A 14337-nucleotide genomic window follows, 5' to 3' on the forward strand; every position below is an offset into this window, starting at 1 on the left:
TCACCCGAAGACGGCCGCCAGCCGCGCGTGCTCGGCGGCCATTTCGGCGCGGAAGCTGTCCTTGGACCACAGGCGGTAATCGCCCTGGGCGTAGGCCTGGGCGTTGCGCCAGTAGAGGAACGCGTTCAGCGCATTGGCGCGGCTGTTGTCGCGGGTCTTGGTCGCCACGCCGGGCGAGCCCATGACGATGGAATTGGCAGGTATCACCGTGCCTTCCTTCAGGAAGCTGCCGCCCGCGACGATCGAGCCGGCGCCGATTACGCAGCCGTCCATGATCGTCGCGCCGATGCCGATCAGGCAGTTGTCGCCGATGTCGCAGCCGTGCAGCGTGACGTGGTGGGTGATCGAGCAGTTCTCGCCCACGATGGTCGGCGTGCCCGAGCCGACATGGATCATCACGAAGTCCTGGATGTTGGTCCGCCGCCCGATCAACACCTTCTGGCTCTCGGCGCGCACCACGACGTTGCACCAGATCGAGGCCTCCGGCGCGATCTCGACCGCGCCGAAGATCCGCGCCGACGGATCGATCCAGGCCGAACCCTGGTCTTGGACGTCAGGGCCGAGGAAGGGGGCGGCGGTCATGTCAGGAACTCCGATAGCGAACTGGGCGCCACAATCGGCGATTTCCCAAGCGTCAGACAAGCCGCGCCCTTGCCAAACGCGGGCCAACCGCGCCTAACCGCAGGGTCATGGCCCTTCGCGACTTCGCCCTCCTGGTTTTCGTCTGTCTGCTTTGGGCGACCAACAACATCGTCTCGAAGTATGTCGTGGCCTACCTGCACGCGCCGCCGCTGTTTTACGCGGCCGTCCGCTTCATCATCGTCGCGGCGGCGGTGTTCCCCTGGCTGCGCAATCCGCCGCGGCCTCTGTGGCGCCTGCTGCTGATCGCGGTGTGCATGGGCGCCGGCTCGTTCGCGTTCATGTTCATCGCGCTGAAGACCGCCAGCCCCTCGTCGGCGGCGATCGTGAGCCAGCTGATGGTGCCGACCACCACATTCCTGTCCTTCATGCTGCTGGGCGAGCGGCTGAACCGCCGCCGCTTGCTGGGCATCAGCCTGACCCTGATCGGCGCCCTGGCGGTGATGTGGGATCCGCACGGCTTCACCCTGACTGGCGGCCTGGCCTTCGTGCTGGTCTCGGTGGTGCTGGGGTCGCTCGGCTCGGTGCTGATGAAGCAGATGGAAGGGGTCAAGCCGTTGCAGTTCCAAGCCTGGGTGGGACTGGCCTCGGCTGCGGTGCTGATCCCGATGTCGCTGATCTTCGAGCCCGGCGGCGTCGAGACCGGCCTCTCGATCGGTTGGCGGTTCTGGGCGGCGGTGGTCTTCTCGGCCCTGGTGGTCTCGGTGTTCGGCCACACCGCCTACTACTGGCTGATCCAGCGCTACGAGGCGAACCTGATCTCGCCGTTGACCCTGATGACCCCGCTGGCCACCATCGGCCTCGGAGTCGTCATCACCCATGACCCGTTCGACGCCCGCATGGCCTTCGGCGCCGCGGTGGCGCTGGCGGGCGTGCTGATCATCGCCATGAGGCCCAATCAGATCATGCTGTTGCTGCTCAATCTTCGGGGGCGCGCCCGATGAACTTCATCGAAGCCGTCTCGCCGAATTTCAACGAGCGCAAGGTCCCGCCGGACATCATCGTCCTGCACTACACCGGCATGCAGACCGGCGAGGAGGCGCTGGCCTGGCTGTGCAACGAGGAGTCCAAAGTCTCGTCGCACTATCTGGTCGAGGAGGACGGGCGCGTGTTCCGCCTGATCCCCGAGGAGCGCCGCGCCTGGCATGCGGGCGTGTCGTCCTGGAAGGGCGAGACCGACATCAACGGCCGTTCGATCGGCATCGAGATCGTCAATCCCGGCCATGAGTGGGGATATCGCCCGTTCCCGAAGGCGCAGATCGACGCGGTTATCGAACTGCTGGGCGATATCCGCAGCCGCTGGCAGGTCGAGGACGGCCGGATTATCGGCCATTCCGACGTCGCACCAGCCCGCAAGGACGATCCGGGCGAGCTGTTCCCCTGGAAGACCTTGGCGCAGGCGGGACACGGCCTATGGGTGGAGCCGAACGCCGCTCCGGGCGCCAGCCTGGCTGAGGGCGAGGAGAGCGCCGGGGTGTTCGCGCTGCAGGCGGGGCTGACGCGGCTCGGCTACGACTGCGCGCCGTCCGGCAAGTACGACGCCGACACCACCACCATCGTGCGCGCCTTCCAGCGCCACTGGCGGCCGGAAAAGGTCGACGGGGTCGCCGACGGCATGACCCGTGCGCGGCTGATCGGCCTGCTGCGAGCGGCGGCCGGGGCGTGAGCGCGCCGGCGATCCGGGCGACGGCTGCGCAGGACGCCGAACAGGTGCTGGCGCTCTATCGCGCCGCCGCCGGCGGGGCGGGCGGCTTGGCGCGGCGTCCGGACGAGATGGACCTGGCCTATGTCGAGAGCTTCCTCGCCAAGGCGCGCGCCGGCGGCGTGACCCTGGGGGCCTGGGTCGACGGACGGTTGGCCGGCGAGATCCATGCCAGCCGTATTGGTCCGGAGCAGTTCGCCCATGTGCTGTCGGACCTGACCGTCGCGGTCGACCCGGCCTGGCAGGGCCGGGGCGTGGGGCGGGCCCTGTTTGCGGCGCTGTTCGAGGCCGCGCGAGCCTTGTCGCCCCAGGTCACCCGCATCGAGCTGATGGCTCGCGAAGGCAATATCGACGCCATCCGCCTCTATGAGCGGCTTGGTTTCGTGATCGAGGGGCGCTTCGTCCAGCGCGTGCGCATGCCCGACGGGCGGCTCGAAGACGACATCGCCATGGGACTGTTGCTGACGCCGGCTTGACGGCGGGGGCGAGCGACGTCAGCAGTGCTGGCCACGACTTTTCCGCCTTCCGGCATACCTTTATTTCGAAATTGAGGGACGTTTTGATGCGCAACCTGTTCAGCGTTGAGGGCAAGGTCGCCCTGGTCACCGGCGGCAGCCGCGGCATCGGCGAGATGATCGCCCGCGGCTATGTCGAGAACGGCGCCAAGGTCTATATCTCCTCGCGCAAGGCCAATGTCTGTGACGGCCTGGCCGAGGAGCTGTCGAAGTACGGGACCTGCATCTCGCTGCCTTTCGACCTGTCGAACATGGAGGGCATCACCGGCCTGGCCGCCGCCCTGGCCGAGCGCGAGGACAAGCTCGACATCCTGGTCAATAACGCCGGCGCCACCTGGGGCGCGCCGATCGACGAATATCCGGAGGACGGCTGGGACAAGACCGTCGACCTCAACGTGAAGTCGATCTTCTTCCTGACCCAGAAGCTGCTGCCGCAGCTGCGCGCCGCGGCGACGCACGAAAACCCGTCGCGGGTCATCAACATCGCCTCGGTCAACGGCATCGAGCCGCCGGCCCTGGAGACCTACGCCTATTCGACCTCGAAGGCCGGCTGCATCATGCTGACCCGCCACCTGGCCAAGCGGCTGGCGCCCGAGCACATCCTGGTCAACGCCATCGCCCCCGGCCCCTTCCAGAGCCACATGATGGCCGCGACCCTGGCGCGGGCCGGCGACGCCATCGCCAAATCCAACCCGCGCGGCCGCATCGGCACGCCTGAGGACATCGCCGGGGTGGCGATCTTCCTGGCCAGCCGAGCGAGCGCCTACACGACGGGCGCCGTCGTGCCGTGCGACGGCGGTTCGGCCGAGTTCTAAGCCACGTTCGTCATCCCCGGCCGCGCAAGCGTGCCGGGGATCGGCCGGGACCTGCGGCCCGGCCAAGACAAACTAAAAGAGAAGGCTCACGCGCCATCCCGGACTTGTTGCGCAAACCGGGATGGCGCTGTTCGGTGCTAGCCCCTCCGCCCACGTCCTCCAGGACGGATCGGGGCCGGCGACCAGCCGCCCTTGCCGGGTTTGTGGACGCCGCCGGCCTTGCCGCCGCTCAGGGCCTGGTGGCCATGCTGTTTCAGGGAAAGCTGGCGTTCGATGATCGCGCGGGCGCGCTCGGCCGCGGTCGGTTCGTGGGCGGATTCCGGGTGCGGCGCCGGCGCGCGCGGTTCGTTTGATTTCGGCATTTTGTGTCCAGTCGACATGAAGCGCCCGCGCGCACTGGCGCGGCGGGTCAGGGAACAGGCGTCAGCCTGTGGTTCCTCAGGGCCTCAATCGACCACAGCACACACGTAGATATCCTCTGCCGGACAGCTCGCTAGAAGCTAGGCGCGAGGGGCGGGTTCCGCAAGGCTGCGCTGGAGACGCTGCTCCAGGCCCGCAATCAGCAGGTCGACGCCGAACTCGAAGCCTGTGTCGATGTCGGGCGGGCCGCCCTGCAGCGCCCAGGCCAGGTTCGGCTGCTGCTCGGAGGCGGGCGGGGAGGGGCGGACGCCTTGCGCCTCGTTCGCCCGGCGCGTGACCTCGAACCGCGACCAGCCGACCACATAGGACAGCGCCGTCCCGTAGGCGGCGATGGCGTCGGTTGGGGCAAGGCCGGCGGCGCGCATGATTCCCAACGACAGCTCCAGCGGTCGCGCGGCGCGCGGGCCCGAGCTGTAGTCGTCGGGGAACAGGCGGGTGATGTCGCGCGTCTCGACCAGCCGGCGGCGCAGGACGCCGGCCATCCGCTTCAGGTCGACACGCCAGTCGCCGGTCGGCGCGCCATAGTCGAGGTCGGCGATCAGGTGGTCGAAGAGCAGCAGAGAGAGGCCTTCCTTGCTCTTCACGTGCCAGTAGAGCGCGGGGGCCTGGACGCCCAGCTCGGCGGCGACGCCGCGCATGGTCAGCCGATCGTACCCTTCGCGCTCGAGCAGGCGTGCGGCGGCCTGGACGACGTCTTCACGCGACAGCTGGGGGCCGGGCTTGCGGGGCATGGCGACCTTATTGACGTAAGCGGGGCGTCGGCGCTAGCTTCTTATTTAACGGCGTTAAATAAAGGTGTCCCCATGCAGGCCCCGCTTCCGCCCGTCCCGGTCCCGCCGCCGCGACCGCTGCCCCTGTGGCAGGCGCTGCGCGTCGCCCGAGGCAACACGCTGGCGGTGATCCCGCAGGGCGCGTTCGTTGAGCCGGTGTTCGCACAGCGCAGTCCGCTGGGGCCGAGCTTCCTGGTCAGCGCGGCGGAAGGCGTCAAGCACGTGCTGCTCGACGCGGCGGACAACTATCCGAAGGCCGCGATCCAGAGCCGGCTGTTCGAGGCCTTTCTCGGCGAAGGCGTCCTGACCAGCGAGGGCGAGGCCTGGAGGCGGCATCGCCGGCTGATGGCGCCGGCCTTCGACCCGCACAGCGCCCAGGCCGCGGTCCCGACCATCACCGCCACCGCGCGCGAGGTGATCGGGACCTGGAGGCCGGGGCAGGTGATCGATGTCTCCGAGGCGATGGGCGACCTGACCCTGAAGATCATTTCGCGGGTGATGTTCTCGGCGGCGGGGGACGACCTGGGGCCGGTGATGGAGCAGACCCTGCGATCGGCCGAGGCGGTGCTGGAGCGTTTCGGCCTGGCCGACTTCACGCCGGGCTTGAGAGGGCTGCGGGCCCGAGAACGCGAGCGGCGGGTCGCAGCCCTGTTCACCGTGTTCGACGCCTGGATCGCGCGGCTGATCGCCCAGCGCCGCGTCGCGTCCGGCGAGGGCGACCTGCTCGACCGGCTGATCGCCGCGCGTGACCCGGAGGCGGGCCGGGGCCTGAGCGACCGCGAGGTGCGCGACCAGTTCGTGACCATCTTCATCGCCGGCCACGAGACCACCGCGGTCGCCCTGACCTGGACCTGGTACCTGCTGGCGCTGCACCCGCAGGTCGAGGCGCGGCTGCATGCGGCGCTCGAGGCCTCGCCCGACGCGCCGCCGACCTATGCCCGTCAGGTGATCGAGGAGGCCATGCGGCTGTTCCCGCCGGTGCCGCGCATCCCGCTGCGCCAGGCCAAGGCGGAGGATGAGATCTGCGGCGTGCGCATCCCCAAGGGGGCGTTCGTCTGCGTCGCGCCCTGGGTCGTGCATCGTCATCGCGACCACTGGGACGATCCGGAACGCTTCGACCCGGACCGTTTTGCGGGCGAGCGGCCGGCGCGCTACGCCTATCTGCCGTTCGGCGCAGGGCCGCGGATCTGCATCGGCGCCTCGCTGGCCATGACCGAGGCGGTAGAGGTGCTGTGCGAGATCGCCCGCCGCTACCGCCTGAAGCTGGTCGATCCGGGCGCGGTGGGCATGAAGCCGCGGATGACGCTGCGCCCGATGGGACGAATTGGGATGGAGTTGGTCGCGCGGGAGCCTTGACCGGCGGCGCGGGGCGGCCCACTTAGCGCGCGGACCAGACGGCCGGGCGATCGCGGCTGCCTTCGGGCGGTCGAGGAAAGTCCGGGCTCCACTATGACATGGCGGCGGGTAACGCCCGCCGGGGGCGACCCCAGGGATAGCGCCACAGAGAGCAGACCGCCCCGGTTTCGACCGGGGTAAGGGTGAAAGGGTGGGGTAAGAGCCCACCGCGGACCTGGTGACAGGGACGGCATGGCAAGCCCCGCCAGGAGCAAGACCGAATAGGGATTCCGCGCCCCGCAAGGGGTAGGGCCGTCATAGGCCTGAGGCGTCCGGGTAGGTCGCGAGAACCGTCCAGCAATGGGCGGTCCAGAGGAATGATCGTCGCGCCCGTTCGCGGGCGGCACAGAACCCGGCTTATAGGCCGTCTGGTCCGAACTTCCGTCCTGCTTATCCACCGCCGTCCACAGACAGGGCGGCTATACTCAAAGTGTTCATTGTATGTTCTGTGAATAGCCGCTGTGGGTGACTGCATTTCGGCCGTAATGTCTTTGGGATTCCCCAGAAATTGCCGGCTGGAGTCATTGTCTCCCAATTGATCCCATGTTAACCCAATCAGCATCCGTTAAGGATCGGCGGCGCGTCGGAGCAGGAGGCTCTGCGGGTCCGAAACGGGGTGAAGTTGGCGGCTCGCTCGGAGCCGCGATCTGGGGCGCGGCGAGATGTTTCTCTCGACCTTCGAGAAACAGGTGGACGCCAAGCGGCGCATCGTCGTGCCGCAGGAATTCCGCGCGCTCGTCTCCGGTCCCTTCGACGGCATTGTCTGCTTTCCCTCGATCGAGGCCGACTGCATCGAGGGCGGCGGCCGCGCCCTGTTCGACCGCTACATCGCGCTGATGGACGAGATGCCGTTCGGCGACCCGGTGCGTTCGGCGATCGAGCTGTCGGTGCTGGGCGGGCAGGCGAAGATGAATTTCGACACCGCCGGCCGCATCACCCTGCCTGAGCAGCTCTGCGACCAGTTCGGCCTGACCGACTGGGTCGTGCTGGTCGGCCTGGGCGACCGGTTCCAGATCTGGGAGCGCGAGGCGTTCCAGGCCCATCGCGCCGCCCAGCGCGAACTGGCCCGCGCAGGCCTCGCCGAACTGCGCGCCCAGCAGCGCGCCGCCAAGCTGGGAGCCGCCCAATGAGCGCGCCCCACACCTCGGTCCTGCTGGATGAAGTGATCGCCGCGCTGGAGCCGGCGAGCGGCAAGCTGATCGTCGACGGCACCTTCGGGGCCGGCGGCTACAGCCGCGCCTTCCTGGCGACCGGCGCCGACGTCGTCGCCTTCGACCGCGATCCGAGCGCGCGCAAGTTCGCTGAGGGGCTGGGCGAGCGTTTCCGCCTGATCGACGGGCGCTTCTCGCAGATGGCCGACGAACTGGGCGAGGGCGTCGCCGACGGCGTGGCGCTGGACCTCGGCGTCTCGTCGATGCAGCTCGACCAGGCCGAGCGCGGCTTCTCGTTCATGCGCGACGGGCCGTTGGACATGCGCATGGGTGCCGACGGCCCCACCGCCGCCGACATCGTCAACACCGCCGAGCCGGCCGAGCTGGCGCGGATCTTCTACGTCTACGGCGAGGAGCGGCAGTCGCGCCGCGTGGCTTCGTTCATCGTCCGTCGCCGGGCCGAGCAGGCCTTCACCCGCACCCTGGACTTGGCCGAGGTGATCGAGCGCGCCCTGGGCGGGCGGCGCGGGGCCAAGGTGCATCCGGCCACCCGTTCGTTCCAGGGCCTGCGCATTGCGGTCAACGAGGAGCTGTCCGAGCTTGAGGCCGGCCTGGTCGCCGCCGAGCGGGTGCTAAAGCCGGGCGGCCGGCTGGCGGTGGTGACCTTCCACTCGCTGGAAGACCGGATCGCCAAGGCTTTCTTCACCGAGCGGGCGGGCAAGACCCCGGGCGGCTCGCGCCATGCGCCGCCCGTCGAGGCCGGCGCGCCGCCGAGCTTCCAGCTGCTGTTCAACGGCGCCCGCGCCCCCAGCGAGGCCGAGACCGCGACCAATCCGCGCGCGAGATCGGCCAAGTTGAGGGTGGGGGTTCGCACCTCCGCTCCGGTATGGAAGGAGACGGCATGAGTCTCCTAACCCGCAAGATTCGGGGCTTCCGGCTGGTCGACGTGGTCGCGCTGGGGGTTCTGGTCGCCGTGATCCTGTCGGTCTACCTGGCCAAGACCATGGCCGGGCGCGAACGCGCGGAGATCGCCGCGGTCGAAAAGCAGATCGACGCCGAGAAGGCCCGCATCCGCCTCTTGCAGGCCGAAGTCGCCCACCTGGAGCAGCCCTCGCGGATCGAGTCGCTGTCCACCGCCCATCTGGGCATGGGGCCGGTCGGCGCCAAGCACGAGACCACCATCGACAAACTGGGCGAAGTCGCCCTCGGGAAGCCAAAGCCGTGAGCCTTGCTCATCCATCGTTCGAAGCGCCGGGCTGGCGCTGGCTCAAGGCCAAGGTCTGGGGGCTGGAGCACGCCTTCGAGCGCGCCAAGGCGGCCGGCAAGGCCGAAGACGACACGCGCATCCGCATCTTCTTCGTGCTGGCGCTGTTCGCGACCGCCTTCCTGCTGCTGGCGATCGGCGCGACGCGCGCGGCCCTGTTCTCGGACGCCGGCCGCAGCGGCGGCTACGCCGCGCCGGTGGGGGCCTCGCGCGCCGACCTGGTCGACCGCAACGGCGCCATGCTGGCCGCCGACCTGCTGCACTATGGCCTCTATGTCGACCCGCGGGAGATCTGGGACGCCGACGAGACCCGCCGGGCCCTGCGCTCGGCCCTGCCGAACCTGAATCGCCAGCGCCTGGAGAAGGTGCTGAGCGGCGAGCGCCGCGGCTTCGTAGCCGCCGGCCTGACGCCGGAAGTGCGCGCCCGGATCCACGCCCTGGGCCTGCCGGGCGTGACCTTCGAGCCGGAGGAGCGCCGGGTCTATCCGCTGGGGACGACTGCGGCCCACCTGGTCGGGTTCGCCGACACCGGCGGCGTGGGCCTGGCCGGCGCCGAGCGAGCGCTGAACGACACCATCCGCGGCAATGCGGCCTCGAAGACGGCGGTGGCGCTGTCGATCGACCTGCGCGTCCAGGCTGCGCTGGAGGACGAGCTCTACAAGGCGGCGGCCGAGTTCCAGCCGCGCGGCGCGGTGGGCATCGTGACCAACGTCCACACCGGCGAAATCCTCGGGATGGCTAGCTATCCGACCTTCGACCCGAACCAGGTCGCCAAGGCCGACGACAACGCCAAGCTGAACCGTGCGGCCGCCTCGATCTACGAGATGGGCTCGACCTTCAAGGCGTTCACCGTCGCCATCGGCCTAGACACCGGCGTGGCCACGCCGTCGTCGACCTTCGACGCGCGCGTGCCGTATCAGCTCGGCTATCGGACCATCAAGGACTACCACGCGGCCCGGAAGATCCTGACCCTGGTCGAGGTGTTCCAGCGGTCCTCGAATATCGGCACCGCCAAGCTGGCCGAGAGCGTCGGGGCCGAGCGTCTCAGCAAGTATTTCACCGCCCTGGGCCTGACCAAGCCCGCGCAGGTGGAGCTGATGGAGTCGGCTCGTCCGCTGACGCCGCGCAAGTGGGACATCGATACGGTGGCCTCGACCTCGTTCGGCCACGGCATGAACGTCAGCCCCGTCGCGCTGTCGAGCGCCATGGGCGCGCTGCTGAACGGCGGCTACATGGTGCCGCTGACCATCAAGAAGCTCGAGCCGGGGCAGCGGCCGCAGGGCCAGCGCGTGCTGTCCGAGCAGACTTCGCTGCAGATGCTGCAGATTATGCGCGCCAACGTTATCGGCGGCAGCGGCAAGTCGGCCGACGCCCCGGGCCTGAGCGTCGGCGGCAAGACCGGCACCGGCGAGAAGTACGATCCGGCGATCCGCGCCTATTCGACCGAGCGGCAAGTGTCCTCGTTCGCCGCGGTGTTCCCGACCTCGGGCACGGTGCAGGCGGACCGCTACTTCGTGCTGATCCTGATGGACGAGCCGCATGGTACGGCCAAGACCTACGGCTACTCCACGGGCGGCTGGGTCGCCGCGCCGGCCGCCGGCCGCGTCATCGACCGCATCGCGCCCTTCCTGGGCGTGCAGCGTCAACCGGAACTCATCAAGGTCGTCGGCGACGGCGCCGTCCAGCCGATCTCGGACGGCCACTGATGGCCAAGACGCTTTCCCAGTTGGTCCAGAAGACTTTCGCAAGTGATCCGGCGATCGCCGGCGTAACCGCCGACAGCCGCAAGGTGAAGCCGGGCTTTCTGTTCGCGGCCCTGCCGGGCTCCAAGGTCGACGGCAAGGCGTTCGCCGCCAAGGCGGTCGAGGCGGGCGCTGCGGCGGTCATCGCCGCCGAGGATATGCCGGAACTGGGCGTTCCGGTGATCGTCACGCCCGATCCGCGCCGGGTCTACGCCCTGGCCGCGCGCGCGTTTTGGGGCGCGCAGCCGCCGGTGGTCGTCGCCGTGACCGGCACCAACGGCAAGACCTCTGTCGCCGCCTTCTGCCGGCAGATCTTCAACCGCCTGGGCCATCGCGCCGCCAGCATGGGCACCCTGGGCGTGCGCGCGACGGGCCCCGGCCTGGACGAGCAGATCACCCCGCCGGGCCTGACCACGCCGGACGCCGCCGACGTCGCCGAGTTGATGTCGGTGATGGTCGCCAAGGGCGTGACCCACCTGGCCATGGAGGCTTCGTCGCACGGGATCGACCAGCGGCGGCTGGACGGGGCGGAACTGACCGCGGCGGGCTTCCTGAACCTGACCCAGGATCATCTCGACTACCACCACACCATGGAGGCCTATCGCGACGCCAAGCTGCGTCTGTTCGAGGCCCTGCTGCCGCGGGGCGGCGTGGCCGTGCTGAACGCCGACTCCGACGCCTATGGCGCCTTCGCCGCGGCGGCCATCGGATCGGGCCAGTCGGTGCTGTCGGTCGGCGAGGCGGGGCAGGGGCTGAAACTGGTCGGCCATACGGCGACGCCGGACGGCCAAACCCTGAAGATCGAGGCCAAGGGCAAGACCTACGAGGTCCGTCTGCCGCTGGCGGGCGCGTTCCAGGCGTCGAACGCCCTGGTGGCCGCGGGCCTGTGCGTCGCCGCCGGCGAGGCGATCGGGGACGTCCTGAAGGCGCTGGAGAGCCTGGAGGGCGCGCCGGGCCGCCTGCAACGGGTGGGGACCAGCGCCAAGGGCGGCGAGGCCTATGTCGACTACGCCCATACGCCCGACGGCCTGGAGACGGTGCTGAAGTCGCTGCGCCCGCACGTCGAGGGCAAGCTGATCGTGGTGTTCGGGGCCGGCGGCGACCGCGACCGCGCCAAGCGCCCGCTGATGGGCCTGGCCGCGGCCCAGCATGCCGACATCGCCATCGTCACCGACGACAATCCGCGCACGGAAGTCCCTGCCGACATCCGCGCCGAGATCCTGGCCGGCGCGCCGGGTTCGCGCGAGGTCGGCGACCGCCGCGAGGCGATCCGCGCCGGCGTGGCGCTGATGGGCCCGGGGGACGTTCTCGTCGTGGCCGGCAAGGGCCACGAGCAGTACCAAATCGTCGGTTCGACCGTTCACTTCTTCGACGACGTGGCCGAAGTGGCCGCGGCGCTGGAGGCTGCGCATGTCTAAGCCGCTCTGGACGTCCGACGAGATCGCCGCGGCGACCGGCGGGGCGCTCTCCGGCCCGGCCTTTGCGGTTGGCGGGGTGTCGATCGACACGCGGAGCATCGAGACCGGCGACCTGTTCGTCGCCCTGGCCGGGGCCCGCGACGGGCACGAGTTCGTGCCGCAAGCGCTGGCCGCCGGAGCGGCCGCCAGCCTGGCTTCCCGGAGCGTCGAGGGGGCCAGCGTCCTCGTAGATGACACGCTCAAGGCCTTGGAAAAGCTAGGGGAAGCCGCGCGCGAGCGTGCGCCCCAGGCCCGTCGCGGCGCGGTCACTGGCTCGGTCGGCAAGACCAGCGTCACCCAGGCGATCCGGGCGGGCCTCGAACGGGCCGGCCGCGCCCATTCGTCGGTCAAGAGCTACAACAACCACATCGGCGTGCCGCTGACCCTGGCCCGCATGCCGCGGGACACCGAACGGGCGATCTTCGAGATCGGCATGAACCACGCCGACGAGATCACGCCCCTGTCGCGGTTCGTACGGCCGCATGCGGTGGCGATCACGACGGTCGGCCCGGTGCACGTGGAGAACTTCCCTGACGGCGAGGTCGGGGTGGCCAGGGCCAAGGCCGAAATCTTCGCCGGCATCGAGCCGGGCGGCGTGGCGGTGTTGAACGCCGACAACAAGTGGTTCGAGCTGCTGGCCGAGGAGGCCCACAAAGCCGGGGCCACGGTGCGCAGCTTCGGGACTGGCAAGGACTGCGACGCCCAGCTGGTGGATTTCGCGCCCGAACCGGGCCGCGCGGTGATCAAGGCGCGGCTGCACGGCAAGGCGCTGGACTTTCCGATCCTGCAGACCGGCTTCCATTGGGGCCCGAACAGCATGGCCGTTTTGCTGATGCTGGAGGCCCTGGACGTCGGCCTGGACGACAGTCTTGCGGCGCTGGGCGCGTTCGAGCCGCTGGCCGGCCGCGGCGCGGAGAAGCTGGTGAAGCTGGCAGGCGGCCTCTTCACGCTGATCGACGAAAGCTACAACGCCAACCCGATTTCGATGGGCGCGGCGTTCGCCAGCCTGGGCGCGCGCAAGACCGGCGGGCGGCGTATCGTCGCCCTGACCGACATGCTGGAGCTCGGAGCCGAGGCTCCCGCCTTCCATGCTGGCCTGGCCGGGCCGCTCGAAGCGGCGGGCGTAGACCTGGTGTTCGCCGCCGGGCCGTTGATGAAATCCCTGTGGGACGCCCTTCCGCCGACTCGTCGCGGCGGTTACGCCGAAAGTGCGGCGGAGCTGGCGCCGCTGATCAGCGCGGCCGTGGGGCCGGGTGATCTGGTGATGGTGAAGGGGTCCAACGGCTCGAGAGCCGGCGCGGTCGCAGCTGCGCTGAGCGCGCTCGACGTGCGTTCGGGGGAGACGGGCTGATGCTTTACTGGCTGTATCAACAGCTCGCCGCGGACGGCTATGTGCCGTTCCTCAACCTGCTGAAATATCAGACTTTCCGCACCGGCATGGCGCTGTTCACGGCCCAGCTGGTGGTGGTGGCCATGGGCTCGCGCTTCATCCGCTGGATGCAGGCCAAGCAGGGCAAGGGGCAGCCGATCCGCGCCGACGGCATTGAGCGTCACGTGGTCGAGAAGGCCGGCACCCCGACCATGGGCGGGGTGATGATCCTGGCCGGCCTGCTGGTCGGCACGTTGCTGTGGTCGGACCTCAGCAACGTCTATGTCTGGGCGGTGATCCTGGTCACGGCCGGCTATGGCGTGCTCGGCTTCACCGACGACTACGCCAAGGTCACTAAGCAATCGACGGCGGGCGTGTCGGGCAAGATCCGCCTGGTCATGGAGGCGGCGATCGCGGTCGCCGCCGTGGCGTTGATGGTGGTCTTCGGCACCAGCCCGCCGGAGACCCCGGAATTGGCCACCTCGGTGGCGTTCCCGGTCTTCAAGCAGCTGCTGATGCCGCTCGGCTGGTTCTACCTGGCGTTCGGGGCCTTCATCATCGTCGGCGCGGCCAACGCGGTGAACTTCACCGACGGCCTCGACGGCTTGGCGACCGTGCCGGTGATGATCGCCGCCGCGGCTTTCGGCTTCATCGCCTATCTCGTCGGCAACTACGTCTTCGCCCAGTACCTGAAGCTGCACTTCGTTCCGGGCGTAGGCGAGATCGCGATCTATTGCGGGGCGATGATCGGCGCCGGCCTCGGCTTCCTCTGGTATAACGCCCCGCCGGCCAAGATCTTCATGGGCGACACTGGTTCGCTGGCGCTGGGCGGCGGCATCGGCGCCGTGGCCGTGGCCACCAAGCACGAGATCGTGCTCGGCATTGTCGGCGGTCTCTTCGTGATGGAGACCCTGTCGGTGATGATCCAGGTCGCCTCGTTCAAGCTGACAGGCAAGCGGGTGTTCCGCATGGCCCCGATCCACCACCACTTCGAAAAGCTCGGCTGGTCCGAGAGCACCGTCGTCATCCGTTTCTGGATCATCGCCGTGATGCTCGCCCTGCTGGGCCTTGCGACGCTGAAGCTGCGGTAAGGGGAGG

At 69.3% G+C, this 14337-nt stretch carries 15 protein-coding genes and 1 other RNA gene; 13 read left to right on the top strand and 3 right to left on the bottom strand.

Going from position 1 to position 14337, the window contains the following annotated elements; genetic code table 11:
* Positions 1-582 (bottom strand): gamma carbonic anhydrase family protein, encoded by a 582-nt coding sequence (locus O4N75_RS09140; RefSeq protein ID WP_269629043.1) that lies wholly within the window; start codon positions 580-582, stop codon positions 1-3.
* Positions 583-689: 107 nt separating this feature from the next.
* Here O4N75_RS09140 and O4N75_RS09145 point away from each other — a divergent pair, with 107 nt between their 5' ends.
* From O4N75_RS09145 to O4N75_RS09160, 4 genes are all read left to right on the top strand, one after another.
* Positions 690-1583, top strand: coding sequence for a DMT family transporter (locus O4N75_RS09145; protein ID WP_269629044.1), 894 nt, complete (start codon positions 690-692; stop codon positions 1581-1583).
* Positions 1580-2305, top strand: coding sequence for an N-acetylmuramoyl-L-alanine amidase (locus O4N75_RS09150; protein WP_269629045.1), 726 nt, complete (start codon positions 1580-1582; stop codon positions 2303-2305). The genes O4N75_RS09145 and O4N75_RS09150 overlap by 4 nt, the downstream gene beginning before the upstream one ends.
* Positions 2302-2817: a GNAT family N-acetyltransferase gene (locus O4N75_RS09155; protein WP_269629046.1), complete on the top strand. Its 516-nt coding sequence runs from the start codon at positions 2302-2304 to the stop codon at positions 2815-2817. The genes O4N75_RS09150 and O4N75_RS09155 overlap by 4 nt, the downstream gene beginning before the upstream one ends.
* 86 nt (positions 2818-2903) lie before the next feature.
* Positions 2904-3671, top strand: coding sequence for an SDR family oxidoreductase (locus tag O4N75_RS09160; RefSeq protein WP_269629047.1), 768 nt, complete (start codon positions 2904-2906; stop codon positions 3669-3671).
* A 137-nt stretch (positions 3672-3808) separates the two neighbouring features.
* Here O4N75_RS09160 and O4N75_RS09165 read toward each other — a convergent pair whose 3' ends face one another.
* Together O4N75_RS09165 and O4N75_RS09170 are read right to left on the bottom strand one after the other, a co-directional pair.
* Entirely contained in the window at positions 3809-4033 is a 225-nt protein-coding gene (locus O4N75_RS09165) for a hypothetical protein (RefSeq protein WP_269629048.1), read from the bottom strand.
* 138 nt (positions 4034-4171) lie between these two features.
* The gene (locus tag O4N75_RS09170) at positions 4172-4822 is read right to left on the bottom strand and encodes a TetR/AcrR family transcriptional regulator C-terminal domain-containing protein (protein WP_269629049.1); all 651 of its coding nucleotides are present in this window, start codon (positions 4820-4822) and stop codon (positions 4172-4174) included.
* Between the two features lie 72 nt (positions 4823-4894).
* Between O4N75_RS09170 and O4N75_RS09175 the strand changes: the two genes are divergently transcribed.
* From O4N75_RS09175 to mraY, 9 genes are all read left to right on the top strand, one after another.
* On the top strand, positions 4895-6217 hold the full coding sequence (locus tag O4N75_RS09175; RefSeq protein WP_269629050.1) for a cytochrome P450: 1323 nt from the start codon (positions 4895-4897) through the stop codon (positions 6215-6217).
* 34 nt (positions 6218-6251) lie between these two features.
* Positions 6252-6632: RNase P RNA component class A (gene rnpB / locus O4N75_RS09180), an RNA gene on the top strand.
* A gap of 286 nt (positions 6633-6918) precedes the next feature.
* Positions 6919-7386, top strand: a complete 468-nt coding sequence (locus O4N75_RS09185) for a division/cell wall cluster transcriptional repressor MraZ (protein WP_269629051.1) — start codon at positions 6919-6921, stop codon at positions 7384-7386.
* Positions 7383-8312, top strand: a complete 930-nt coding sequence (rsmH, locus tag O4N75_RS09190) for a 16S rRNA (cytosine(1402)-N(4))-methyltransferase RsmH (RefSeq protein WP_269629052.1) — start codon at positions 7383-7385, stop codon at positions 8310-8312. Before O4N75_RS09185 ends, rsmH begins: the two co-directional genes overlap by 4 nt.
* Entirely contained in the window at positions 8309-8632 is a 324-nt protein-coding gene (locus O4N75_RS09195) for a cell division protein FtsL (protein ID WP_267233381.1), read from the top strand. The genes rsmH and O4N75_RS09195 overlap by 4 nt, the downstream gene beginning before the upstream one ends.
* Entirely contained in the window at positions 8629-10377 is a 1749-nt protein-coding gene (locus O4N75_RS09200; protein WP_269629053.1) for a penicillin-binding protein 2, read from the top strand. Before O4N75_RS09195 ends, O4N75_RS09200 begins: the two co-directional genes overlap by 4 nt.
* A complete protein-coding gene (locus O4N75_RS09205) occupies positions 10377-11831 on the top strand; it encodes a UDP-N-acetylmuramoyl-L-alanyl-D-glutamate--2,6-diaminopimelate ligase (protein ID WP_269629054.1) in 1455 nt (484 codons plus the stop codon). Before O4N75_RS09200 ends, O4N75_RS09205 begins: the two co-directional genes overlap by 1 nt.
* Positions 11824-13221 carry a UDP-N-acetylmuramoyl-tripeptide--D-alanyl-D-alanine ligase gene (murF, locus tag O4N75_RS09210; protein WP_269629055.1) on the top strand — a complete coding sequence of 466 codons (1398 nt, stop codon included), beginning with the start codon at positions 11824-11826 and terminating at the stop codon, positions 13219-13221. Before O4N75_RS09205 ends, murF begins: the two co-directional genes overlap by 8 nt.
* Positions 13221-14330, top strand: coding sequence for a phospho-N-acetylmuramoyl-pentapeptide-transferase (mraY, locus tag O4N75_RS09215; protein WP_269629056.1), 1110 nt, complete (start codon positions 13221-13223; stop codon positions 14328-14330). Before murF ends, mraY begins: the two co-directional genes overlap by 1 nt.
* Positions 14331-14337 lie beyond the last annotated feature (7 nt).

It is taken from the genome of Phenylobacterium sp. NIBR 498073 (assembly GCF_027286305.1).
Lineage (GTDB): Bacteria > Pseudomonadota > Alphaproteobacteria > Caulobacterales > Caulobacteraceae > Phenylobacterium.